Annotated in this window: 22 protein-coding genes; 17 read left to right on the top strand and 5 right to left on the bottom strand. The window is 60.2% G+C overall.

Annotated elements, in window-relative coordinates:
- Positions 1 to 41 precede the first annotated feature (41 nt).
- The 11 genes from pcaD to ACZ9BX_RS27675 all read left to right on the top strand — a co-directional run bounded on the left by pcaD (position 42) and on the right by ACZ9BX_RS27675 (position 9,996).
- On the top strand, positions 42 to 851 hold the full coding sequence (gene pcaD / locus ACZ9BX_RS27725; protein WP_476221382.1) for a 3-oxoadipate enol-lactonase: 810 nt from the start codon (positions 42 to 44) through the stop codon (positions 849 to 851).
- Entirely contained in the window at positions 848 to 1,252 is a 405-nt protein-coding gene (gene pcaC / locus ACZ9BX_RS27720) for a 4-carboxymuconolactone decarboxylase (protein ID WP_476221380.1), read from the top strand. The genes pcaD and pcaC overlap by 4 nt, the downstream gene beginning before the upstream one ends.
- A gap of 9 nt (positions 1,253 to 1,261) precedes the next feature.
- Entirely contained in the window at positions 1,262 to 2,011 is a 750-nt protein-coding gene (gene pcaH, locus ACZ9BX_RS27715; RefSeq protein ID WP_476221378.1) for a protocatechuate 3,4-dioxygenase subunit beta, read from the top strand.
- A 2-nt stretch (positions 2,012 to 2,013) separates the two neighbouring features.
- Positions 2,014 to 2,625, top strand: a complete 612-nt coding sequence (gene pcaG / locus ACZ9BX_RS27710) for a protocatechuate 3,4-dioxygenase subunit alpha (RefSeq protein WP_476221377.1) — start codon at positions 2,014 to 2,016, stop codon at positions 2,623 to 2,625.
- Positions 2,626 to 2,809: 184 nt separating this feature from the next.
- Positions 2,810 to 3,979 carry an acyltransferase family protein gene (locus tag ACZ9BX_RS27705; RefSeq protein WP_476221375.1) on the top strand — a complete coding sequence of 390 codons (1,170 nt, stop codon included), beginning with the start codon at positions 2,810 to 2,812 and terminating at the stop codon, positions 3,977 to 3,979.
- A gap of 113 nt (positions 3,980 to 4,092) precedes the next feature.
- Positions 4,093 to 5,139, top strand: a complete 1,047-nt coding sequence (locus ACZ9BX_RS27700) for a 3-carboxy-cis,cis-muconate cycloisomerase (RefSeq protein ID WP_476221373.1) — start codon at positions 4,093 to 4,095, stop codon at positions 5,137 to 5,139.
- A gap of 162 nt (positions 5,140 to 5,301) precedes the next feature.
- Entirely contained in the window at positions 5,302 to 6,474 is a 1,173-nt protein-coding gene (locus tag ACZ9BX_RS27695) for an ABC transporter substrate-binding protein (RefSeq protein ID WP_132564740.1), read from the top strand.
- Positions 6,475 to 6,665: 191 nt separating this feature from the next.
- Positions 6,666 to 7,529 carry a branched-chain amino acid ABC transporter permease gene (locus ACZ9BX_RS27690; RefSeq protein WP_027511131.1) on the top strand — a complete coding sequence of 288 codons (864 nt, stop codon included), beginning with the start codon at positions 6,666 to 6,668 and terminating at the stop codon, positions 7,527 to 7,529.
- Between the two features lie 13 nt (positions 7,530 to 7,542).
- The gene (locus ACZ9BX_RS27685; protein ID WP_476221371.1) at positions 7,543 to 8,538 is read left to right on the top strand and encodes a branched-chain amino acid ABC transporter permease; all 996 of its coding nucleotides are present in this window, start codon (positions 7,543 to 7,545) and stop codon (positions 8,536 to 8,538) included.
- Positions 8,535 to 9,299, top strand: coding sequence for an ABC transporter ATP-binding protein (locus ACZ9BX_RS27680; RefSeq protein ID WP_476221369.1), 765 nt, complete (start codon positions 8,535 to 8,537; stop codon positions 9,297 to 9,299). Before ACZ9BX_RS27685 ends, ACZ9BX_RS27680 begins: the two co-directional genes overlap by 4 nt.
- Positions 9,280 to 9,996, top strand: coding sequence for an ABC transporter ATP-binding protein (locus tag ACZ9BX_RS27675; RefSeq protein WP_132564731.1), 717 nt, complete (start codon positions 9,280 to 9,282; stop codon positions 9,994 to 9,996). The genes ACZ9BX_RS27680 and ACZ9BX_RS27675 overlap by 20 nt, the downstream gene beginning before the upstream one ends.
- A gap of 14 nt (positions 9,997 to 10,010) precedes the next feature.
- On the opposite strand, the gene ACZ9BX_RS27670 is transcribed toward ACZ9BX_RS27675, so the two are convergent.
- A complete protein-coding gene (locus ACZ9BX_RS27670; RefSeq protein ID WP_476221367.1) occupies positions 10,011 to 10,514 on the bottom strand; it encodes a GNAT family N-acetyltransferase in 504 nt (167 codons plus the stop codon).
- A 116-nt stretch (positions 10,515 to 10,630) separates the two neighbouring features.
- Here ACZ9BX_RS27670 and ACZ9BX_RS27665 point away from each other — a divergent pair, with 116 nt between their 5' ends.
- Together ACZ9BX_RS27665 and ACZ9BX_RS27660 are read left to right on the top strand one after the other, a co-directional pair.
- Positions 10,631 to 11,398 carry an SDR family oxidoreductase gene (locus ACZ9BX_RS27665; RefSeq protein ID WP_476221366.1) on the top strand — a complete coding sequence of 256 codons (768 nt, stop codon included), beginning with the start codon at positions 10,631 to 10,633 and terminating at the stop codon, positions 11,396 to 11,398.
- Between the two features lie 289 nt (positions 11,399 to 11,687).
- Positions 11,688 to 12,518 (top strand): MBL fold metallo-hydrolase, encoded by an 831-nt coding sequence (locus ACZ9BX_RS27660; RefSeq protein ID WP_476221364.1) that lies wholly within the window; start codon positions 11,688 to 11,690, stop codon positions 12,516 to 12,518.
- Here ACZ9BX_RS27660 and ACZ9BX_RS27655 read toward each other — a convergent pair.
- Entirely contained in the window at positions 12,500 to 13,279 is a 780-nt protein-coding gene (locus tag ACZ9BX_RS27655; RefSeq protein ID WP_476221363.1) for a polysaccharide deacetylase family protein, read from the bottom strand. The two genes, ACZ9BX_RS27660 and ACZ9BX_RS27655, sit on opposite strands and share 19 nt — an antisense overlap.
- Positions 13,276 to 14,364, bottom strand: a complete 1,089-nt coding sequence (locus tag ACZ9BX_RS27650; protein ID WP_476221362.1) for a glycosyltransferase family 4 protein — start codon at positions 14,362 to 14,364, stop codon at positions 13,276 to 13,278. The genes ACZ9BX_RS27655 and ACZ9BX_RS27650 overlap by 4 nt, the downstream gene beginning before the upstream one ends.
- A gap of 302 nt (positions 14,365 to 14,666) precedes the next feature.
- Between ACZ9BX_RS27650 and ACZ9BX_RS27645 the strand changes: the two genes are divergently transcribed.
- Both ACZ9BX_RS27645 and ACZ9BX_RS27640 read left to right on the top strand, forming a co-directional pair.
- Positions 14,667 to 16,385: an adenylate/guanylate cyclase domain-containing protein gene (locus tag ACZ9BX_RS27645; RefSeq protein ID WP_476221361.1), complete on the top strand. Its 1,719-nt coding sequence runs from the start codon at positions 14,667 to 14,669 to the stop codon at positions 16,383 to 16,385.
- On the top strand, positions 16,385 to 17,263 hold the full coding sequence (locus ACZ9BX_RS27640) for an FkbM family methyltransferase (RefSeq protein ID WP_476221360.1): 879 nt from the start codon (positions 16,385 to 16,387) through the stop codon (positions 17,261 to 17,263). The genes ACZ9BX_RS27645 and ACZ9BX_RS27640 overlap by 1 nt, the downstream gene beginning before the upstream one ends.
- On the opposite strand, the gene ACZ9BX_RS27635 is transcribed toward ACZ9BX_RS27640, so the two are convergent.
- Entirely contained in the window at positions 17,264 to 17,743 is a 480-nt protein-coding gene (locus tag ACZ9BX_RS27635; RefSeq protein ID WP_132564710.1) for a class I SAM-dependent methyltransferase, read from the bottom strand.
- A 124-nt stretch (positions 17,744 to 17,867) separates the two neighbouring features.
- Here ACZ9BX_RS27635 and ACZ9BX_RS27630 point away from each other — a divergent pair, with 124 nt between their 5' ends.
- On the top strand, positions 17,868 to 19,043 hold the full coding sequence (locus tag ACZ9BX_RS27630) for a DUF3095 domain-containing protein (protein WP_476221359.1): 1,176 nt from the start codon (positions 17,868 to 17,870) through the stop codon (positions 19,041 to 19,043).
- Here the strand turns inward: ACZ9BX_RS27630 and ACZ9BX_RS27625 are convergent.
- A complete protein-coding gene (locus tag ACZ9BX_RS27625) occupies positions 19,033 to 20,373 on the bottom strand; it encodes a nucleotide sugar dehydrogenase (protein WP_476221358.1) in 1,341 nt (446 codons plus the stop codon). The two genes, ACZ9BX_RS27630 and ACZ9BX_RS27625, sit on opposite strands and share 11 nt — an antisense overlap.
- A 448-nt stretch (positions 20,374 to 20,821) precedes the next feature.
- On the opposite strand from ACZ9BX_RS27625, the gene ACZ9BX_RS27620 reads away from it, so the two are divergent.
- Positions 20,822 to 22,165 carry an adenylate/guanylate cyclase domain-containing protein gene (locus ACZ9BX_RS27620; protein ID WP_476221356.1) on the top strand — a complete coding sequence of 448 codons (1,344 nt, stop codon included), beginning with the start codon at positions 20,822 to 20,824 and terminating at the stop codon, positions 22,163 to 22,165.
- Positions 22,166 to 22,255: the final 90 nt, after the last annotated feature.

Here is a 22,255-nt window from a genome sequence, read left to right as displayed (position 1 = left end):
AACCGAATTAAACATTCAATTTCGCCTCAGGAGGAAGCCCTGTGCAATTTGCTCGCGTCAATGATGTCACGATCCACTACCAGATCATTGGCGGCCCGGCCGACAAGCCGGTCATCGTCTTTGCCAATTCGCTCGGCACGGATTTCCGGATCTGGCGCGATGTGATCGTGCGGCTCGCAGGAGACTTTGCGATCGTACTTTACGACAAGCGCGGACACGGCCTCTCGGATGTCGGCCAGGTGCCGTATTCGATCGAGGACCATGCCTCCGACCTGATCGGTCTCCTAGGGATGCTTGAGGTCGAACAGGCCTTCATCTGCGGCCTTTCGGTCGGTGGCCTCATCGCGCAATCTCTCTATCAGCAGCGCCCGGACCTCGTGCGCGGCCTCATCCTTTGCGATACGGCACACAAGATCGGCACCCAGGAAAGCTGGAACACGCGGATTGCTACCGTTGGAAAAGAGGGAATCGGCAGCATCGTCGATCGGGTGATGGAGCTGTGGTTCACACCGGCATTCCGCCGCCCGGAAAACGCCGCTTATCACGGCTACAGCAACATGCTGGCCCGTCAGCCGCTCGAAGGCTACATCGCAACCTGCGAGTCGATCCGTGATGCCGACTACACCGAGGCTGCAAAGAAGATTGCGGTTCCCACCATCTGCATCGCCGGCGATCAGGACGGCTCGACGCCGCCGGACCTGGTGAGGTCGACCGCGCAGCTGATCCCGAATGCCCGTTTTGAAGTGATCCGCGATGCCGGTCACATCCCCTGCGTCGAACAGCCGGAGGCACTCACCGCCATCATCCGTGCCTTCATCGACTTTGCCTTGCATGGAGAACAGAGCCCATGAATGAAGCCCCGACCCCGTCCGAACGCTACAGGCAGGGCATGGCGACCCGCCGCGCGATCCTCGGCGACGATCACGTCGATCGCGCCGAAGTAGGCTCGACGGCTTTCGACAAGCCGTTTCAGGACCTGATCACGGAGGCTGCCTGGGGACATGTCTGGTCACGTCCGGCGTTTACCAAGCGCGAGCGTTCGATCGTGACGATCGCGCTTCTGGCGGCACTGGGCCAGGACGACGAGGTTGCGATGCATGTGCGCGCCACAGCCAATACCGGTGCCAGCCGCGATGATGTTTGTGAAGCGCTTCTGCATGTGGCGATCTATGCAGGCGTTCCGGCCGCCAATCACGCCATCAAGATCGCCAAGCAGGTTTTCGAGCAAATGGACGCCGAAAAGGCAGCCTGAGAGGAAGAGATGTCCGATATCCCGAACCGCAAGCCGGAAACTGGCGCCTTCTTCGCCCGCGACCGCGCCTGGCACCCACCGGCCTATGCGCCCGGTTACAAGACATCGGTGCTGCGCTCTCCACAGCGCGCACTCTTATCGCTCGACGGCACGATTTCCGAGATTACCGGACCGGTCTTCGGCCACTCGATCATCGGCGAACTCGACAATGACCTGATCCACAATTTCGCCCGCCCCGGCGAAAGCGCCATCGGCGAGCGTATTATCGTTCATGGCCGGGTGCTCGACGAACGTCGCCGGCCGGTTGCGGGCGCGCTGGTGGAGTTCTGGCAGGCCAATGCCGGCGGGCGCTATCGCCACAAGAAGGAAACCTATCTTGCTGCCATCGATCCGAATTTCGGCGGCTGCGGGCGCTGCATCACCGACGAGTATGGGCAATATTCCTTCCGCACCATTCGCCCCGGCGCCTATCCGTGGCCGAACGGCGTCAACGACTGGCGCCCGGCGCATATCCATTTTTCGATCTTCGGCCACGGCTTTGCCCAACGGCTGATCACGCAGATGTATTTCGAAGGCGATCCGATGATCTGGAAATGTCCGATCGTCGGCACGATCCCGGACGAGGCAGCGATCGAGCAGCTGATTGCACCGCTCGACTGGGGCAATACCATCCCCATGGATGCGCGCGCCTACAAGTTTGATATCGTGCTGCGCGGTCGCCGCTCGACACTGTTCGAAAATCGGCTGGAGGGCAACTGACCATGCAGGAACTCGGCTATCTCAAGGAAACCCCGTCGCAAACGGCAGGTCCCTATGTCCATATCGGCCTGACGCCGAATTTCTGCGATATCGGCGGCGTTTACGCAGAAGACCTCGGCAGCGCGATGGTCAACGACAAGACGCTCGGCGAACGCATCACCGTCACCGGCCATGTTTATGACGGCACAGGCGCGCTCGTGCGTGACGCAGTGGTCGAAATCTGGCAGGCCGACAGCGCCGGGCTTTACAACAGCCCATCGGAAATGCGCGGTACGGCCGACCCGAATTTCACCGGTTGGGGACGCTGCCCGACCAGCGCCGAAGACGGCGCCTACATCTTCGAGACCGTCAAGCCCGGCCGCGTCCCGTTCAAGGACGGGAGCATGATGGCGCCGCACATCTCGTTCTGGATCGTCGCGCGCGGCATCAATATCGGGCTCCACACCCGCATGTATTTTCCCGAAGAGGCGGACGCCAACAACGCCGATCCGCTGCTTTCCCGTATCGAGCACAGCGAGCGCACTGCAACAATGATCGCGTCCCGCGATGACACAACCTATACGTTTGATATCCGCCTTCAGGGGGAGCAGGAAACCGTATTTCTCGACATTTGACCATGATGTAAAATAAGGGGTTTTGCCCTTATGGTGCAGGCACCTCCTGGCGGAGGGCAATGCCGTTGACAGTCAGGACTACAACCAAAGAGAGCTGCGCGTATGACAAAACGGCGATATGCGGGTTGTTAAAAATGCTGCACCGCAGTAAGACTTGGACGGGCTGAACGGTGATGGTGGAAACATGCAGAAAACATTCGGGCACGTCCTGTCCGCACACAAGGGTCTTGGTCCAGGTTTCGACTTCCTCAGAATTGCTCTGGCTTTTTCAATCGTATTTGCACATTCGCTTTTGCTGACCGGAAATGACGCGTTTTTCCGTTCGAGCCCGCTCTGGTTTGCGGAATACGCACTGGTGCCGATGTTCTTTGCTCTCAGCGGTTTTCTGATCGCCGGCAGCGCTCAGCGGCTCAGCCTCAAGAACTTTCTCCTGAACCGCGGATTGCGCATTGTCCCGGCCCTTGCCGTCGATATCGTCGTCTGCGCGCTCATCATCGGCCCGCTGGTGACGACCGTCGCCTCGCGCGACTATTTTCTTGGTGCCGATTTCTACAAGTATTTCCTCAACATCGTCGGCTGGATCCATTACAGCCTGCCGGGCGTGTTTGAGGAAAACCCGACGCATCGGGTGAACGGGGCTCTCTGGACCGTGCCTTGGGAAATCTTCTGCTACATCATCATGTCTGCGCTGATGATCACCTCGATCATCAAGTCGTGGCAGAAGCTGGCACTTTTGACCGGCGGCTTCATCCTGGCCGGGCTCGTCGTCCAGTTCTTCGGGCATCTGCTGCCCTATCGCGTAAACCTGGTTTTGAGCACGCTGTTCGTTAGCCGCGGCGCCCAACTGGTGTTCGCGTTTCTGCTCGGCATCCTCGCCTATCAATTGCGGGATTTTATTCCGCACAAAAGATCGCTGTTTGTGGCCAGCCTGGCGATTTCCGTCCTGGCGATGCTCCTTTTGAGCAGCCCATCTATCGAGAGCGTGCCGAACAGGCTGCTCGTCCTGCCGGCACTCGTCTATATCACGGTATTTGTCGGCCTGACGCCGGTACCCTTGCCCTCCGTCTTTCACAAGGGCGACTACTCTTATGGCGTCTATCTCTATCACGATCCTTTTCTGCAGATTTTGATCAGCCTGGCACCGGGTTTGTTCCTCATCCCCAAGACGGGAGCGCTCGCGCTCTATGCCGTCGGCATCTGTGCCGCCCTGGGTATCGCCGTCTTTTCCTGGCATATGATCGAAAAGCCCATCCTGGGCATGCGAAAGAAATTCTCGTTCGTTGCAAAGGCGCGTGGCGTCGACGAGAATGCGGATACAAAGATCCTGTCCGTCGAAGAGCCGGTAAAGGTATAGTCGGCAAAGGAGCGGAAAGCCTTTGTCCCTAGTCTTCCGGCATTTCGGTAGCCATGCGGTCCTTCTGCCGCCAAACTGGCGGCAGAAGCAGGCAGAAATCAATGAGACGTCACGTGACCACATCAGCCTTCGACCACCCGTTTCTGTGCGGCCTTCTCGGCGACGATGAGGTTGCGGCGTATCTTTCGGCCGATGCCGATATCCGCGCCATGCTCTTTTTCGAACGAGCGCTTGCGAAGGCCGAAAGCGTCCACGGCCTGATCCCGGAAAAGGCGGCAAGCCGCATTGCCGACGCCTGTAAAGGCTTCACTGCCGATCTGGCCGGCCTCAAGGCCGCGACCGCCAGGGACGGCGTCGTCGTTCCCGAGCTCATCAAGCAACTGCGCAAGTGCGTGGGCGGCGACGCGGCCGAGCATGTCCATTTCGGCGCGACCAGCCAGGACGTCATCGACACCAGCCTGATGATCAGGCTGAAATCGATCGCCTTTCTTTTCTCCGGCCGGCTCGGTGCCGCTATTTTCGCTCTCGACGCGATCGACCGCGAATTCGGCCAGAACACCCTGATGGGTCATACCCGCATGCAGGCCGCAATCCCGATTGCCGTTTCCGATCGTCTGCGGACATGGCGGGCACCGCTTGAACTTTATCGCGGCCGGCTGATGGAACAGTCTTTTCCCGTCCAGTTCGGTGGCGCCGCCGGAACGCTGGACAAGCTTGGCGACAAGGCGGCCGCCATCCGCGCTTCGCTTGCCCAGGAACTCGGGCTCGCCGACGAACCGCAATGGCAAAGCCAGCGTGCCATGATCGCCGATCTTACCAACCTTTTCTCGCTGATCACCGGCAGCCTCGGGAAGATGGGCCAGGACATAGCCCTTCTGGCGCAGGCGGGCGGCGAGATCGAACTTGCTGGCGGCGGCGGTTCGTCTGCCATGGCACATAAGCAAAATCCCGTCGCGGCCGAGACGCTTGTTGCGCTTGCCCGCTTCAACGCCGCCCAGCTTTCCGCCATCCACCAATCGCTCGTTCACGAACAGGAACGTTCAGGTGCCGCCTGGACGCTCGAATGGCTCGTGATACCGCAGACGGTGATGGCGACCGCCGCCGCCCTGCGGCTTGCACGTGAGTTGACCGGCAATATCTTGCGCCTGGGAAGACCATAGACCATGGCGACGTCAGGTAGTACGAAACATAAAGCTCCGGTTATGAATTACGGCATTTATTTCATTTTACATTACTATTCCGCATGACACACTGACGCGAAAATTATTAGCTTCGCGCTAATCCGGCGGTGGAGTACGCCGGACACAAAGGGAGAGGAAAACATGAAACGGTTGGTTCTGGCCGCTGCAGCGGCACTCGTCATGGGCGCCGCCGCCTATGCCGACACGATCAAGGTCGGCGTCGTCGGCCCATTTTCGGGTCCGTTCGCGCTGCAGGGCAAGAACTTCAAGGCTGGTATCGACGCCTATATGGCAACGAACGGCGCCAAGATCGGCGACAACACCATCGAAGTGATCTATCGCGATCTGCCGGCCGCCGATCCGGCGCAGTCCAAGGCGCTTGCCCAGGAACTCGTCGTCAAGGAAAAGGTCCAGTATCTCGCCGGATTTTATTTCACGCCGGATGCAATGGCCGTCACGCCCATCCTGAAGCAGGCAAATACGCCGCTCGTCATCATGAACGCGGCGACCTCGGCGATCGTCACCAAGAGCCCGCTGGTCGTTCGTACATCCTTCACCCTCTGGCAGACCTCCACCCCAATCGCCAAGGTCGCCTTCGACAAGGGTGTGAAGAAAGTCATCTCCGTCGTCAGCGATTATGGTCCCGGCGTCGACGCTGAAAACGCCTTCAAGGCGGGCTTCGAAAAGGCCGGCGGCGAAATCGTCGAGGCGATCCGCATGCCTCTTGCCACCAATGATTTCAGCCCGATCATGCAGCGCATCAAAGACTCCGGCGCACAAGGCGTCTTCGCCTTCTTGCCATCCGGGCCGACGACGCTCGGCTTCGTGAAGGCCTATGACGAAAATGGTCTGAAGGCCGGCGGCATCCAGCTCTTTGCCCCCGGCGACCTGACGCAGGAATCTGACTTGCCGGCACTCGGCGATGCCGCGCTCGGCATGCTGACGACGTTCCATTATGCGGTTTCGCATGATTCGCCGGAAAACAGGGCCTTCGTCGAAGCCACCGGCAAGGCGCTCGGCAACCCGTCCGAACTCACCTTCCCCGCCGTTGGCGCCTATGACGGCATGCACGTCATCTACAAGATGATCGAGGCGACCGGCGGAAAGCAGGACGCCGAAAAGGCTGTCGAAGCCGTGAAAGGTCTCTCCTGGACAAGCCCGCGCGGCCCGGTTTCGATCGATCCGGAAAGCCGCCATCTCACGCAGAATATCTATCTGCGCGAAGTCACCAAGGATGCGGGCGGCAAATACATCAACAAGGAAATCCAGATCTTCGAGAAGCAGGGTGATCCGGGTCTGGCGGCTATGAAGTAAACCGCCTGTCATGAGGGCGCGATCGTGGAGACCGCCCCCTCATCCTGCCCTCTCCCGGCGCCGCAAATCCCCTCTCCCAAGCGGGAGAGGATGCCGGCAGGCGGACGAGGAGGCGGCACGGTACGCCGGACGATGTGGAGCGAGAGCCATCGGCGCGGTTTCATGGACGACAAAAGGAACACACGAACCTCATGCAAACTGTCTTCAGCATAGCCGTCGATGCGCTTGCCTATGGCATGGTGCTGTTCGTGATCTCGATCGGCCTGTCAGTCACCATGGGCCTGATGCGCGTCGTCAACCTCGCCCATGGCGCCTTCGCGATGATCGGCGGCTATATCGCCTCCTACGCAGCGCATGATCTCGGTCTCGGGTACGGAATAGCAGTTATTGTCGCCGTCGTCGGAACCATCGTCATCGCCATTCCTGTCGAACGCTTCCTCTTCCGCCGCATCTATGGCGCGCCGGAACTTACCCAGGTGCTGATGACGATCGGCATCACCTTCTGCATCATCGGCATCGCCAACTACGTCATGGGACCGACGCTGAAGACCATTCCGCTGCCCGACGGTTTGCGAGGCTCCGCCGATCTTGGTTTTCGCACCATTCCGGTGCATCGGCTTTTTGCCATCCTTTGCGGCCTCGCCGTCGCAGCCGCCCTTTGGTACACGATCGAGAAGACGAGTTTCGGCGTGAAGCTGCGCGCGTCCGTCGACAATGCCGCCATGGCCGCAGCGCTTGGGGTGCGCACGGAGATCATCTATGCGCTAAGCTTCGCCGTCGCCGTCGGCCTTTCAGCCTTCGGCGGCGTGGTCGGCGCCGAGCTCTTGCCTGTCGAGCCCTATTATGCGCTGCGCTACATGGTGACCTTCCTCGTTGTCGTCTCGGTCGGCGGCGCGGGCTCCATTCCGGGTGCTCTGATTGCCTGCCTGGTGCTCGGCGGCATCGATACCACGGGCCGCTACCTGATGCCGGAATATGGGGAATTCTTCTTCTATCTCGCCGTCATCGCCATCATCTGCGTTTTCCCGCGCGGCTTTGCCGGAAGGATGAAGTAGGATGACGATCGCCATGAACACACAAATAACGACGGCCGCACCCATCCGGCGCCATCGCTCGCTTGGCCGCGATGCGGCCGGCATTGCCGCAATCCTTGTGCTCGCCGGTTTTGGCTATCTGCTCTTTCCGGATAACCTTGCGCTGCTGACGCGCGTCATCGCGATCGCCTTGCTCGTCCTCTCGCTCGATCTCGTCACCGGCTATTGCGGCGTGGCGACGCTCGGTCAAGCCGCGCTCTTCGGCTCCGGTGCTTATGCGGCGGGCATTGTCTCGGCCCATTACGGCATCACCGACCCGCTCTTGATGACGGCTGCCGGTGTCGCCGGCGGTGCGGCTGCGGGCCTCGTCTGCGGTTTCGTCGTCCTGCGCGCCCATGGCCTGCCGCAGCTTGTCCTTTCGATCGCGCTCATCCACCTCTTCCATGAATTCGCCAATAAGGCGTCGTCCTGGACCGGCGGCAGCGACGGCCTTTCCGGCATCTCGGCCGATCCAGTCTTCGGCACCTTCGAGTTCGATCTTTACGGCCACACTGCCTATGTTTTCGGGGTGATCCTGCTGCTTGCCGTTGTCATTCTTCTCCGCCTTCTGGTGCGTTCGCCCTTCGGCATGCTCTGCCGCGGCATCAAGGAAGACGCCTTGCGCATCCGCGCAATGGGCGCCTCACCGAAAGCAGCGTTGATGAAGATGTATGTCATCTCCGGTGCGGTCGCCGGTGTTGGCGGTGCGCTCAACGCCATCTCGACGCAGGTCGTCGGCCTCGACAGCCTCTCCTTCACGCTTTCGGCTGAAAGCCTCGTCATGCTCGTGCTCGGCGGCACCGGCTCGCTCTTCGGTGCGCTCTCCGGCACCGTCATCTTCATGCTCTTCGAGGATTATGTGTCGGCTGCAAACCCTTTCCATTGGCTGACGATGGTTGGCGCGCTTCTGATCGCCGTCGTACTCTTCGCTCCGAAGGGGCTTTACGGGACCGCAGCTGCCTTCTTCGCCCGCCGCAGGGAGGCCGAATGAGCCCCGTCTTCGAAGTCATCAATCTCAGGAAATCCTTCGGCGGCCTTGCGGTCACCAACGATGTGTCGATCTCGATGGCACCAGGTGATCGCGTCGCGCTCATCGGCCCCAACGGCGCCGGCAAGACCACTTTCGTCAATCTCGTCACCGGCAACCTTCCGCCGGACTCCGGCGACGTGCGCCTCGCTGGTGAGACCGTGACCAGGATCGGTGCGGCAGGCCGCGTCAGGCGCGGCCTCGTCCGTTCCTTCCAGGTCACCCGGCTCTTCCAGGAAATGACGCCGGCCGAACATGTCGCGCTTGCGATCCTGCAGCGCGACGGACGCACGGGCCGGATGTTCGGAAACTTCCTCAAAATGCCGAACGTCATGGCAGAAGTCGCCGATCTGCTCGGCACGCTCGGCCTTAACGATCTCATGCATCGAAAGGTCAGTGAAATTGCTTATGGTCAGCAGCGCCTCCTCGAAATTGCCGTCGCCATGGCACTGAAGCCGAAAGTGCTGTTGCTTGACGAGCCCGCAGCAGGCGTGCCCCAGAGCGACACCGGCCGCATCGAACAGGCGCTCGCCGATCTGCCCGCCGATCTAGCGGTCCTGATGATCGAGCACGACATGGATCTCGTCTTCCGCTTCGCCAGGCGCGTCATCGTGCTTGCGGCAGGCGCCATCATCTTCGACGGCGCGCCGGCCGACGTCACCAAGGATGCCCGCGTGCGCGAGGCCTATCTCGGGAGCTATGCCAATGCCAGCCACGCCGCTTGAGGTCGAAAATCTCTCCGCCGGCTATGGACCGACGCGGGTTCTGGAGGGCGTCTCCTTTTCTATGCCCGCTGGCGCGCGCCTTGCCATCCTCGGCCGCAACGGAATGGGCAAGACAACCTTGCTTGCGACGCTTGCCGGACAGACCAAGCTTTATGATGGCCGCATCCGCCTCGGCTCCTCCGACGTTACGGCAATGGCCAGCGCCGCTCGCGCCCATCAGGGGCTCGGCTATGTGCCGCAGGCGCGCTGCATCTTCCCGACGCTGACGGTCGAGGAAAATCTCTTCGTCGGCCTCAAGGGACGACCGAAGACGGCGCTCGAAGAGGCCTACCAGATGTTCCCGCGCCTGAAGGAACGCCGCCGCAATCTCGGCAGCCAGCTCTCCGGCGGCGAGCAGCAGATGCTTTCGACCGCCCGCACCATTCTCGGCCGCCCCTCGGTGCTGCTGCTCGACGAACCGTTGGAAGGTCTCGCACCCGTCATCTGCGAAGAGCTGATGGCAGCGTTTTCCGAACTCGCTCAAACCGGCGACATGACGATACTGCTCGTCGAACAGCGCATCCAGAGCGCACTCGACTTCGCCGATCAGGTCATCATACTGGAGCGCGGCCGCCTTGCCTGGACCGGCACACCCGATGCGCTATCGACGGATCACGATGCGGTGGAACGCCTGCTCGGCGTCGGCGGCTTGCATTAGGCCCTGTGCGCGGCCTAGTCGTTCGTCACCTCGAAAGCCGCGTCATAGGTGACCATGCCTGCCGGCATTTCGCCGCTGAAACACAATGCCTGGAAATATTCGGGCGGAACGCCTGCAAGCCTGAGGCGCGCATCCGCCCTGAAGCCGAACCGGCCGTAATAATTCGGATCGCCAAGCAGGAGGCATCCATTGGCATCGCGTTTTCGGATGGCTGCGAGCCCTTCGCGCACCAGAGCGCTGCCGATGCCCTCGCGCTGTCTTTCGGGCGCGACGGCGATCGGACCCAGGCCGTACCAACCGAGATCTTCGCCGTCGATCATCACGGGTGAGAACGCGATATGGCCGATGATGCCGCTTTCGTCTTCGGCAACCAACGTCACGGAAAGCGCTCCGTTGCTGCGCAGGGCGTCGACAATTGCCGTTTCCGTCTGGCTGCTGTAAGCCTTGCCGGCGAATGCCGTGCTAACCAGAGCGCGGATCGCCGGGATATCGGCTTCGGTCTCGTTGCGGATGCGCATGATGATCCTCCACTCTAGGGCCGGACATAACAGACCGCAGCGGCCTGCGTCAAAGCCACCGCTTGCATTGACACGGGAACTCTTCTTCAATCAGCCCTAACAATGAGGAGTCGGGTTTGTCTTTTCCCTTGTTCGACCTTACCGGCCGCCGCGCGCTTGTTACCGGCTCCAGCCAGGGCATCGGCTATGCGCTGGCGCTCGGCCTTGCAGAACACGGCGCTTCCCTCGTCATCAACGGCCGCAATGCCCGGAAAGCAGCCGCCGCAGCGGAGACGATCAGGGCAAGAGGATTCCATGCGCTGAGCGCGGCCTTCGACGTGACCGACGCTGCCGCGGCGCGCGATGGCATCGCCTATATCGAAAGCGAGATCGGCCCGGTCGACATCCTCATCAATAATGCCGGAATGCAGTTTCGAACGCCGCTGGAATCTTTCCCGATCGAAAAGTGGGATGAACTGCTGAAGACCAACGTCTCAAGCATCTTTTACGTCAGCCAGCCGGCGGCGCAGGCAATGATTGCTCGCGGAAAGGGCAAGATCATCAACATCGCCTCCGTCCAGGCCGAACTCGCCCGCCCGGGCATTGCCCCTTATACGGCGACCAAGGGTGCGGTCAGAAATCTCACCCGCGGCATGGCGACAGATTGGGCAAAATACGGCCTGCAGGCGAACGCGATCGCACCCGGCTATTTCAAGACGCCACTCAACCAGGCGCTGGTGGACGATCCGAATTTCTCGGCTTGGCTGGAGAACCGGACACCTGCAGGCCGATGGGGCAATGTGGAAGAACTGGTCGGCGCAGCCGTCTTTCTCGCCTCGGACGCTTCCTCCTTCGTCAACGGCCACATGCTGATGGTCGATGGCGGCATCACCGCCAGCCTTTAGATAGGGACGCCGGAAAGCAGAGAATTGTATTTTCGTCCTGGAAGGGCCACCTAATATGGCAGGAACTGTCCGCCGCCTTACAGACTCCGGCATTTCCTTTTACGGAAAGCAAACCATGTCCGGCTGCATTCGGATCCAAATACTGCTGCCTTAGGAAAATCTACTCCTTCTGCTGCTAGCGATTGGGACAATAGGCAGGAAAGAGGCAACCCCGCGGAATTCCGCACTTCGCATCAGGGTTAAACTATGATTACGATAGCGCCACGCGGGAGCCCGATTTTGAAGAACCATGAGTAACGATCAGTTTCAGGTAAAATTTTGGGGCGTTCGCGGCAGCATCCCGGTATCGGGCCCCGAATTCGACCGCTACGGCGGCAACACTTCCTGCATCGAAGTCCGCTGCGGCGACCACCTGATGATCTTCGATGCAGGCTCCGGCCTGCGCGAGGCGGGGTTTGCCATGCTTAATGAAGGCGTCACGCACGTCGATCTGTTCTTTAGCCACTGTCATTACGACCACATCATCGGTCTGCCCTTCTTCAAGGCGATCTACTATCCCTCGATAAACGTCAACATCTGGTCCGGCCATCTGAACGGCAAGATGAGCACCAAGGAGATGGTCGATCAGTTCATCAGCCCGCCATGGTTCCCGGTGAAGACGGATATCTGTCAGGCAACGATGAACTTCCGCGACTTTCGTGCCGGCGACACGCTTTCCCCGCATAGCGGCGTCCGCATAAAGACCTACATGCTCAATCATCCCGGTGGCGCAATCGGCTATCGGATCGAGTGGGAGGGCCGCGCAATCGCCCTCGTTTTCGACGTCGAACACATTCCGGGAACACACGACCCCGTAGCGCTGGAAATGATGAAAGGTGCGGATCTGGCGATCTACGACTGCACCTACAACGAAGACGAGATGCAGCGTTTCAAGGGTTTCGGCCACTCGACCTGGCAGCACGGCACGGAACTTGCCAAAATGGCCGGGACGAAGCGCTTCGCGCTCTTCCACCATGCGCCGTCGCGCACAGACGAGCAGCTCGGCAAAATGGAAAAGGATGCCCAGGCGGCGTTTCCCGGCGCGTTCGCCGCGCGTGATAATCAGGTTGTCGACATCTGATCTTTCACAAGGGCAGTCGCCGGCTTCCATGCGATCGCCGGGTGATCGCCGGTTTCTGCAAAGAACCCCTCGGTAAATTTCCACGCAGTCGCGTCATGTGCGAGATGATGGGTCAGCAAGCCGACCGGTTCGTGGCGGCCTTCGAAACGGTCCTGCAGTTCCGTCACCAGTTCGCTTACAAGTTCGTCATGCGGCTTTCCGACCCGCGGCCCCTTTCGGTCCGCTCCTCGTCCCATGACGTCGATATGGGTGTTGAGGAGCGGGATCGGGGCTTCCTCGGCCGCCCGGCCGAAAGCCGAAATGCATTCGAAACCGAGCGCCGGGAGCTTTGAAACAAGGCTCCCGTCGATGCGGTTCCACGGCGGCACCAGCATGGGAATGAACCGCGCCGGATGCAGTCGCTGCAGTGTCAGGAAGCCGCTATAAAGTTCGCCAAGCACGGCCTCCGCCAGGCGGTGCCCGCCAAGCTCCTGCTTTTTCTCTTGCGGCGGCGCATGGTTCTCATGCGACCAACCATGCACGGCAACGCTGACGCCGCTCGCAGCCGAAAGCCGCTCGGAAAGCGCCGGACCGGTCTTTGCCGGGACGACAGCAACGGTCAACGGCGTCTCATGCGCGTTTGCAAGGCCGAGCAATCTGTCCAGCGCCGCTGTCGGCTCGATCGCATCGTCATCGCGCCACCAGAAGCGGGCCACTTTTCCAGCCTCCTGCCAGCGCGCAAGTTCTTCATGGAGGGGTCTCCAGACCGAATTGCCGCTCATGGTTCAACTCCTGCGTATATTTTCAGTATCCCGTCCAGTTCCCTGGCGGCGATCTCCAACGATCGCTCTTCCAGCACGAAACGCCGCGCCGCTTCCCCCATCTCCTGGCGTCGCGCCGGATCGTGCAGCAGCCGGTCGATCGCGGCCGCAAAGGCGCCGACATTGCCATCCGCCGTTAATATGCCGGTCACGCCATCTTGGATCACCGCGGGCACGCCCGCGGTTCGCTGCGCCACCGCCGGCAAGCCGGCCGCCTGAGCTTCCAGATAGGCAAGTCCGTAGGCTTCGCCACAGCCAGGCCAGACATAAAGGCCTGATGTGCAGAGCAGACAGGCGACGTCGCCAGCACTGCGCTCTCCCAGCCAATCGATACGGCCGGGTGGGAAATCCGAAAACAGCGCCTCGACTTCCGTCCGCATCGGTCCATCGCCAATGATGCCCAGCGTCCAGGTCTTTTCTTCGATCATCCGCAACGCCGCAGCCAGCATCGTGTAGCTGGCCATCTTGTCGCCGGCGCGCATCATGGCGACCGTTACAAGCCGTTTCGAATCCGGCCGCAGATCGATATTCCTGACAGACGCCGTGTCGATGAACGGCTTGATTAAGGCAAGTCGAGCCTCGGGAACAGCCTGCCCGACTCCTGCCCCGTCACGTTCCGTGAGCGCGATGTTAATGGCCGCCTGCCGGATTGCTGCGGCAACCAGCGCCTGCGACGGTGCCCAGCCGGTGGCGTCACGTTTGCGGGAATAGGATGTCTCGGCAGTGACATAAGGAATGCCGAATTCCGCCGCGAGTATCGGTCCGAAGGGATCCGGAGATTTGTAATACGGATGATAACAGAACCAGAGATGCGGTTTTGGCTCGTTGTGCCACGCGCTCCTCAGCCGAAGAAGTTCTGCCTGCCGCTCGTCCTCAAGCGCCGCTGCCGCCTCGGGGGTCGGTGCAAAATTGCGGAACTCGGAGGCGATCTCGACGGAATGGCCGGCGAGTTGCAGCGCGCTGACAAGCAGCCGTGCCATCAGGCGGTCGCCGGAGGGTGTCGGGTGGTTAGGAGACTTTAGCGGCGCGTAAAATGCAATCCGCATCAGAACGCTCCTTTGAGAACGCACTGTTTCCAACCAGCCATCCGGCCTATCGCGAAAATTTCCGCTATTGTCCGCTTCCTTAAAAGTTACTGATAAACATATGGAATGTGATCGCGGCTGGAGAAGACGGCATTCCGCTTTTATCCAAACATCACTAGAGCATGATGCTGACAGCTGTGAAGTGATTTTCGCCGGATCACATTCCAGCCTTTCGGTCGGGCGGCGGATTCAGATTTAGGTCAAGTCGATCTAAAGTTAACCGGCTCCCGGCAAAAGCATTCGAACTTCAAGAACGGGAATGAATGGCAACCGTCGTGCACACAGGGATCTTCTCGGAACGCAACATCCGGCGCGCGCGGCTCGGCTCGGGCCTTGTCATGTTCGCTTTCGTGGTTCTTCACCTGTCGAACCATGCACTCGGCCTCATTTCCGTCGCCGCTGCCGATGATGGCCGCCGGCTGTTTGTCGCCCTTTGGCGAAATCCGCTCGGCACGTTGATCTTCTACAGCGCGATCTTCGTTCACATCGCGCTGGTGTTTCGCTCGTTATACATGCGCCGCAGCCTGGTCATGCCGAACGGCGAAATGGCGCAGATCGTGCTCGGCCTCGCGATCCCGCTGCTTCTGATCGATCATGTGGTCGGAACGCGTATCGTTCACGAACTTTACAGATATGCCGACAGCTACGAAACGGTCGTTCGCCAGCTATGGATCCTCTCTTTCGGCAACGGCATCCGGCAGGCAGTCGCGCTCGTCGTCGTCTGGATCCACGGCTGCATCGGCCTGCATTTCTGGCTGCGCTACCGGCCTTGGTATGACGGTCTTGCGCCGCTGCTTTTGGCGCTTGCCATCCTGCTGCCGGTGCTTTCGCTGCTCGGCTTTATCGAAATGGGCCGTACGATCGCCGAACCGGATTACGAAGGTCTTGTCGACACCGGGCGCTATCAGGAGAACCTGAACACCCGTTATTTTTCCGATCCGGACGCCCAGCGGCAGATCGCGATGATCCGCGCCGGGCTCTACGGCTCCTTTTCGCTGACGCTTTTGTCCGTCATCGCTGCGCGCACCCGCCGCAAATGGAAGGAGTGTACCGACCAGATTGCCGTGCATTATCCGGGAGGCGAAACGATCAAGGTGCCGCGCGGTTTCACGGTGCTTGAGGCAAGCCGTCTCGGTGGACTGCCGCATTACTCGGTCTGCGGCGGCAAAGGGCAGTGCTCCACCTGCCGCGTTCAGATTCTCGGCGATTACGAGCGTCTGCCGCAGCCTGACCAACTGGAGCAGAAGACGCTCGACCGCATCAATGCGGGCCTGGACGTGCGTCTCGCCTGTCAGCTCCGCCCGGACCACGACATTACCGTCGTACCGCTCCTGATCCCAGCAACGGAAACCTCCCTGCCCGCCAATACGCAGGAAACAAACCCCGGCCGGGAGCGGGACATCGCGGTTCTTTTCTGCGACATCCGCAACTTCACGAGCCTGACGGAAACCCGGCTGCCCTTCGACATCGTTTTCCTGCTCAATCGTTACTTTGCGCTTGTCGGCAAGGCAGTGGAACAGGCAGGCGGACGGATAGACAAGTTCATCGGCGACGGCGCCATGGCTCTGTTCGGCATCGGCACTTCGCCCGAGGACGCTTGCCGACAGGCGCTCAAGGCAGCCGAAACGATCGCCTCCGAAATCGAAAAACTGGGTGCCGAACTCGCCGATGAACTGACGATCCCCCTGCAGATCGCGATCGGAATCCATTTCGGGCCGGCCGTCGTCGGAACAATGGGGTATGGCAGGGTGCGAAATCTGACCGCCGTCGGCGACACGGTGAACGTCGCAAGCCGCCTTGAGAGCGCCGCCAAGGAGTTCGGTGCGGCGCTTGTTATTTCCGAGCCGGTGGCCGATCTTTCGGGCGCGGACATGCGCGGCATCGAAAGCCGCAACATCAGCGTGCGCGGCCGTGCTCTGCCTTTGAAAGTCTATGTGATCGACAAAGAACAAGCGGCTAGGCCGCTCAACGGGAAAGCCTGATGGCCGTTAACACGTGGCGTTCAAAAAAATACTGGCGAAAGCGGCTGCGCAAGGTGCGAAACACCCTGGCGGGCCGCTTCTTTGACACGCGCTTCGGCCGCCGACTGCTCATCGAGAATATCGGTCCGCGCGTAGTTTCCATGACCGTTGATGGCGGCGATCATCTGATGACCTTTTCGCCGTCCGACTATATCGGCCGCAAGGTCTTCCGGAAGGGGCATTTCGAACGCGAGAACGTCGACCGGCTGCTGGCGTCGCTGCGTGAACGCGGCCTGTTGCGAAAGGAGGGCGTCCTGCTTGAACTCGGCGGCAATATCGGGACGCAGACCGTCTATTTCGCGCTGAGCAACGCCTATTCGCACATCGTCAGCGTGGAGCCTGACCCCCGCAATTTTCGGCTGCTGGAAACCAACATTCGCAAGAACGGGCTGGAGGAGAAGGTCACGCTCGTCAACTGCGCCGCAGGGGAGACTTCGGGAGAGATCGATTTCTTTCTCAACGCAAACAACCACGGAAAGAGCAGCGCCATTCGCCAAAGTTCGTCGGATATCAAGGTGAGCGTTCCGGTAAAGCCGGTGGGCGATATCATCGGTCACGCAGGTTTCAATGAGAGCGACATCGGCCTCGTCTGGATGGACATCGAAGGCTATGAACCTGTCGCCTGCCGTTCCATGGCACCGCTGATGTCGCGGCGCGTGCCGCTCTACATGGAATTCACGCCGATCTTCTACGGGCCAGGACAGACCGGCGATTTCGTAGCAGCGCTTTCCACCTTCTACGAGGATTGCATCGTCTTCTTCGAGGTGGGCGAGCAGGACATGAAGGTCCGCGACCTGCCGGGCGGCATCGACCAATATGACGTGCTCTTTCTGCCCTGACTATTTGCGCCGGTAGAGAAAATACCGTCCATCCTTGATGCCGTCAGGCAGCGGCAGCGGCTCCAGCTCTGGCCAATCGAGCGGCAGGCCGCTGACGGCGATACCGCCCCTTTTAAGAACGCCGGCCACCAGCTGCGGCAGCCAGGTCAGCGTTACCGCGTCGATCTCGTCGTGGCCGGTCCCGATGTCGGCATGGGCGAGTGCCGCACCGATGCCTACGAAGGCCCGGCCGCTCTTGCGGATATCGCCCGTCACCATGTCCTCCGGGGGCGGTGTCGAGGCGGAATAGGAGTGCACCTCGCGATCGAAGGCAATGATGCGGCGGTTCGGGAGAAGTTCACGCAAATGATCATAGGTCCGGCCGTTTCCGAGGCCGAATTCCAGAACCGGACCGTCCGTATCCTGGACCAGAGCGCCGATGGAATTGAGGATATCGCGCTGAGCCGTCAAACGGCGGATGAAGCTGTCGAGGCGGCTCATCTATGTCCTTGTCCGTCATTCTTTTTTTTCAATCCGGTGCTATCACATGAAACCGCGCAAAGTCGATCACCGTAAATCAAAATGCCGTTGCCGCAGCGATACGGGTCTGTGATAAGGTCGGATTATGAATGCCGTTTCGGATCAGAAATTCTTCGCGACAGTGCCGGTCTTCACCGATTTCGAGGGTGTGACCGATGCTGGAAACTACCGGCCACTGCCGGACGGCTGGATTTTGGCGCTTGCCGATATCGTCGGATCGACGCAGGCGATCGAAGGCGGCCGCTACAAGGACGTCAACATGGCCGGCGCCTCCGTTATCTCCGCCGTGCTGAATGCCGTCGGCAAGGGCGACTATCCCTTCGTCTTCGGCGGCGATGGGGCGCTCATAGCTTTGCCGGGATCCCTCGAACAGATTGCGCGCGATGCGCTCGCGGCCGTGCAGATCTGGGTCGAGGAGGATCTCGGTTTCACGCTGCGCGCCGCCGTCGTGCCGCTTGCCGATATCCGCCGCGAGGGTCTCGACGTGATGATCGCCCGCTATTCCGCGAGCCCCTACGTTACCTACGCGATGTTTTCGGGGGGCGGCAACAGCTGGGCCGAACGGCAGATGAAGGACGGCAATTACGCCGTTGCACGCGCAGCACCAGGTAGCCGGCCGAATCTCGCAGGGCTCTCCTGCCGCTGGAACCCGATCTCATCGAACTATGGAGAAATCGTCTCCATCATTGCCGTGCCTGGCGCAATGGGAGTAGGAGCGGAGTTTCAGCAATTGGTCACGACAATCGTCGCGATTGCCGCCGAGCAGGGTCGTGGCGGCCATCCGATACCTCCGGAAGGTCCGAAGCTCTCCTTCTCGATGAAAGGCATTGATCGCGAAGTAAAGGTGGCCGCGCCAAAGGGAAAGCGTTTTCTTACGAAGCTCTTCATCATGCTGCAGCTCGCCCTCTTGGCCGCGCTCTACAAAATCGGTATGCCGCTCGGCAAATTCGACGCCCGGCGCTACAAGGAGGATGTTGCCGGAAACTCGGATTTCCGCAAATTCGACGACGGCCTGAAGATGACGATCGATGTGGATGCCGCACGGCTGAAGCGGATCGAAAAGCTGCTCGATGAAGCGCGGGCCAAGGAGATCGCCCGTTATGGACTGCATCGGCAAGAATCGGCGCTGATGACCTGTTTCGTGCCGACACCGCTTTCGCGCGATCACATGCACTTCATCGACGGCGCAAGCGGCGGCTATGCCGTCGCCGCCAGCAAAATCACCGGCAAGACGCTGTCTGCGATAAACGTCACGCCTTGATGACGTGCTCTGCCGAAAGGCCGAGCCGCGTAAAGACGTTGCGCGTGTCGACGATCAGCGGTGCATTTTTGACAAGCGCGGCGTAATCGACCTGATCGTGATCGGTTGCAACCAGAACCGCGTCGTAACCCGCCAAGGCTTCCTGCGTCAGCGTCACGGACTTCCGGCCCTTCAGCTCCTGATATTCGCGGGTCGACGGAATTTCGGCAACGAAAGGATCATGATAATCCGCCCTGCCGCCGCGCTCCTCGATGATTTCGATCAGGCGCAGCGACGGGCTCTCGCGGATGTCCGCGACATTCTTCTTGTAGGCAAGACCAAGGACCAAAACCTTGCTGCGGCTGAGCGCTTTGCCGGCGCGGATATCGAGTGCTTCTGCAAGCTTGCCGACGACATAGCGCGGCATTGCCGAATTGATCTCGCCTGCAAGTTCGATGAAGCGCGTCGGCAGTTCGTATTCGCGGGATTTCCACGTCAGATAAAACGGATCGATCGGAATGCAGTGGCCGCCGAGCCCCGGCCCCGGATAGAACGGCATATAGCCGAACGGCTTGGTCTTGGCCGCGTCGATCACTTCCCAGACGTCAATACCCATCGCCGCATAGACGGTCTTCAGCTCGTTGACGAGCGCGATATTGACCGAACGAAAGATGTTCTCCGTAAGCTTTACCGCTTCGGCCGTCGCGTTAGAGGACACCGGAACGACGGTTGTTACCGCCGCACCATAGAAGGCTTTCATCAGTTCCAGGGCTTCCGGCCCATCGCCGGCGACAACCTTCGGAATGGTTGCGGTATGATAGTGCTGGTTGCCGGGGTCCTCGCGCTCTGGTGAGAAGCCGATGAAGAAATCCACGCCGGATCTCAGTCCCGTCTTTTCAAGGATCACCTTCACGATATCGTCCGTCGTACCAGGATAGGTCGTCGATTCCAGCACCACGAGTTGGCCAGCACGAAGATGCTCTGCGATCGAGCGTGACGTCGCCTCGACATAGGAAAGATCCGGATCGCGATGCTTCGTGAGTGGCGTCGGCACGCAGATGATGACGATGTCGCAAGCCTGGAGGCCCGCAAAGTCCGCCGTCGCTGAAAAGCGGCCTGCCTCCGCCTCGGCGTTCAACGCCTCGTCGGCCACCGCGTCGATATAGGATTTGCGGGCGTCGAGCGCCACGATCTTCTTCGGATCGATATCGAAACCGACAACGGCAAAGCCGCTCCTTGCAATCGCAATCGCCAGCGGCAGGCCGACATAGCCAAGTCCGATGATGCCCGCACGGGCCGAGCGGTTTTTAATCTTTGCGGAAAGGGCGGCGAAGGAGGATGGGCTGGCCAAGGCAGGTCTCTTCAAAAGAGGAAGTTAGGCTGTGAGATAATGCAAGATCGCCGGGATTGAAACCCGTAGTCTCCTAACGACGATGTGAGGCAGACGCGATCGCCATGCCTCATCGGCGCCGCATCTGCCGGGCATGGATTCTCCAGTGTGACCGAAAAGACCCGGCCATCGTTCGCGATGATCGCGCAACGGGAGAAAATTGCCCGGATGCCATTGTTTCGCATTTCCGGCACGCCTATTTAAATCGAATAAGTGAATGACAGAAAGGACTGCTCGTCCTCCCGATTTCTATGGGTCTGACAGGTGCGTCTGCCGGGTCTTCGGCAGATCGTTGACACGATAATACCGCTCGTCCATCTTGAATTTCCGCCCTGCGCATGACGGTGCCGCGGGCCTGTTTTCTATCGTTTTTCAGGAACGGACGTGCTTTATGAGGATAATACCGAGAATGAGCACGATCGAATCCAGCGTGTCCTCCATCCTTCTGGACCGCGTCGCCGAATGGCTGACACATTCTTCGCTTGCAGGTGATGATCTCGAGAACATCGTTCGCGGTTTCTGCGAGCGGATTGCTGCCGCCGGCCTGCCGATCGCGCGCGTGCACCTGACGTTTTCGATGCTTCATCCGCTCTATGACGCTTTGGGTTTTACCTGGCGGCGGGCGAGCGGCGTCACGATCGAGGGCTATCGCCATTCGGTAGGCGCAAAGCCCGACCGTTTTCTCCAAAGCCCCTATTATTATCTGCTGGACAACAATCTCCAGCATATCCGCCGCCGCATCCCGCTCGATGGCCCGGCGGAATTCCCGATCTTCGAGGATCTTCGCGCCGAGAAGATCACCGACTATCTTGCTTTCGTGCAGCCCTTCGGCGACGGTTCTGTCCAGGGCATGATGGGTTCGTGGTCGACGGACAATCATTTTGGTTTTTCCGACGACATGATCGATGCGCTGCTGCGCATGCAGAATCATCTGGCCGTTGCCGCCAAGATGGCCGTGCTCGGCAAGCTCGCAAACAACATGCTGACGACCTATCTCGGCGGCGATGCAGGCAAGCGCGTGCTGAACGGCCAGATCCGCCGTGGCGACGGAGAAACGATCCGAGCCGCCCTTGTGATGGGCGATATGCGCCAGTCGACGATGTATGCCGAAAAGGAAGGCCGGCAGGCCTATATCGACACGCTGAACGAATTCTTCGACGCGATAGCAGCACCGTTCAACCGCAACGGCGGCGAGATCCTGAGCTTTCTGGGTGACGGCTTCCTCGCTGTCTATCCCTGCGGCCGTCACAAGGATCCGTCGAAGATTGCCTCGCAGGCGGCCCTTTCCGCCGTTTATCAGGCGCAGGCCCGCGTTGCCGAACTCAATAACGAACGCGCCGAAAAAGGTCTTGGCGCGATCAGCTATGGCATCGGACTGCATATCGGCAACGTGATGCTTGGCAATGTCGGACTCAAGGACCGCCTGACGTTTTCGGCCTTCGGTTCGGCCGTCAACGAGGTCCAGCGCCTGCAGGCCGTGACCAAGAAGTATAATCGCGAGGTCGTTGCCAGCCAGGCGTTTGCCGGCTACTGCGGCGGCGAATGGACGACGCTCGGCGAAGAGAAGCTGCGCGGCATCCGCCAGAAGGTGACGATCCTTCAGCCGCGCGCTCCCGCACCGGCACTCGCCATTGAAGGCGGTTTCCGCGAAGTCGCCCCGAACGGCCTTTCCGAAGCCGAACAGGTCATTCTGCTCCACCGCGACGCCAAGAAGCAGGCGAAGCGGCCAACGGTCGAGAGATTCGTTCAGTAGGCCGCGGCTGAAATGTCTGTTTTGCTTTTGTAAAATCAGGCGAAACGCGCGGGTCTCCCATACCCTGTCATCAACTGGACACCCCGATTG

The sequence above is a fragment of the Rhizobium sp. USDA 3886 genome, from assembly GCF_056279785.1.
Note: the sequence above shows the minus strand (reverse complement) of the source record. Positions and strands in the feature narration are given on the sequence as shown.

Coding starts and splice junctions, on each gene's coding strand:
- pcaC (WP_476221380.1), top strand. CDS start 848: ATGAATGAAGCCCCGACCCCGTCCGAACGCTACAGGCAGGGCATGGCG.
- pcaH (WP_476221378.1), top strand. CDS start 1,262: ATGTCCGATATCCCGAACCGCAAGCCGGAAACTGGCGCCTTCTTCGCC.
- pcaG (WP_476221377.1), top strand. CDS start 2,014: ATGCAGGAACTCGGCTATCTCAAGGAAACCCCGTCGCAAACGGCAGGT.
- ACZ9BX_RS27705 (WP_476221375.1), top strand. CDS start 2,810: ATGCAGAAAACATTCGGGCACGTCCTGTCCGCACACAAGGGTCTTGGT.
- ACZ9BX_RS27695 (WP_132564740.1), top strand. CDS start 5,302: ATGAAACGGTTGGTTCTGGCCGCTGCAGCGGCACTCGTCATGGGCGCC.
- ACZ9BX_RS27690 (WP_027511131.1), top strand. CDS start 6,666: ATGCAAACTGTCTTCAGCATAGCCGTCGATGCGCTTGCCTATGGCATG.
- ACZ9BX_RS27685 (WP_476221371.1), top strand. CDS start 7,543: ATGAACACACAAATAACGACGGCCGCACCCATCCGGCGCCATCGCTCG.
- ACZ9BX_RS27680 (WP_476221369.1), top strand. CDS start 8,535: ATGAGCCCCGTCTTCGAAGTCATCAATCTCAGGAAATCCTTCGGCGGC.
- ACZ9BX_RS27675 (WP_132564731.1), top strand. CDS start 9,280: ATGCCAGCCACGCCGCTTGAGGTCGAAAATCTCTCCGCCGGCTATGGA.
- ACZ9BX_RS27670 (WP_476221367.1), bottom strand. CDS start 10,514: ATGCGCATCCGCAACGAGACCGAAGCCGATATCCCGGCGATCCGCGCT.
- ACZ9BX_RS27660 (WP_476221364.1), top strand. CDS start 11,688: ATGAGTAACGATCAGTTTCAGGTAAAATTTTGGGGCGTTCGCGGCAGC.
- ACZ9BX_RS27655 (WP_476221363.1), bottom strand. CDS start 13,279: ATGAGCGGCAATTCGGTCTGGAGACCCCTCCATGAAGAACTTGCGCGC.
- ACZ9BX_RS27650 (WP_476221362.1), bottom strand. CDS start 14,364: ATGCGGATTGCATTTTACGCGCCGCTAAAGTCTCCTAACCACCCGACA.
- ACZ9BX_RS27645 (WP_476221361.1), top strand. CDS start 14,667: ATGGCAACCGTCGTGCACACAGGGATCTTCTCGGAACGCAACATCCGG.
- ACZ9BX_RS27640 (WP_476221360.1), top strand. CDS start 16,385: ATGGCCGTTAACACGTGGCGTTCAAAAAAATACTGGCGAAAGCGGCTG.
- ACZ9BX_RS27635 (WP_132564710.1), bottom strand. CDS start 17,743: ATGAGCCGCCTCGACAGCTTCATCCGCCGTTTGACGGCTCAGCGCGAT.
- ACZ9BX_RS27630 (WP_476221359.1), top strand. CDS start 17,868: ATGAATGCCGTTTCGGATCAGAAATTCTTCGCGACAGTGCCGGTCTTC.
- ACZ9BX_RS27620 (WP_476221356.1), top strand. CDS start 20,822: ATGAGCACGATCGAATCCAGCGTGTCCTCCATCCTTCTGGACCGCGTC.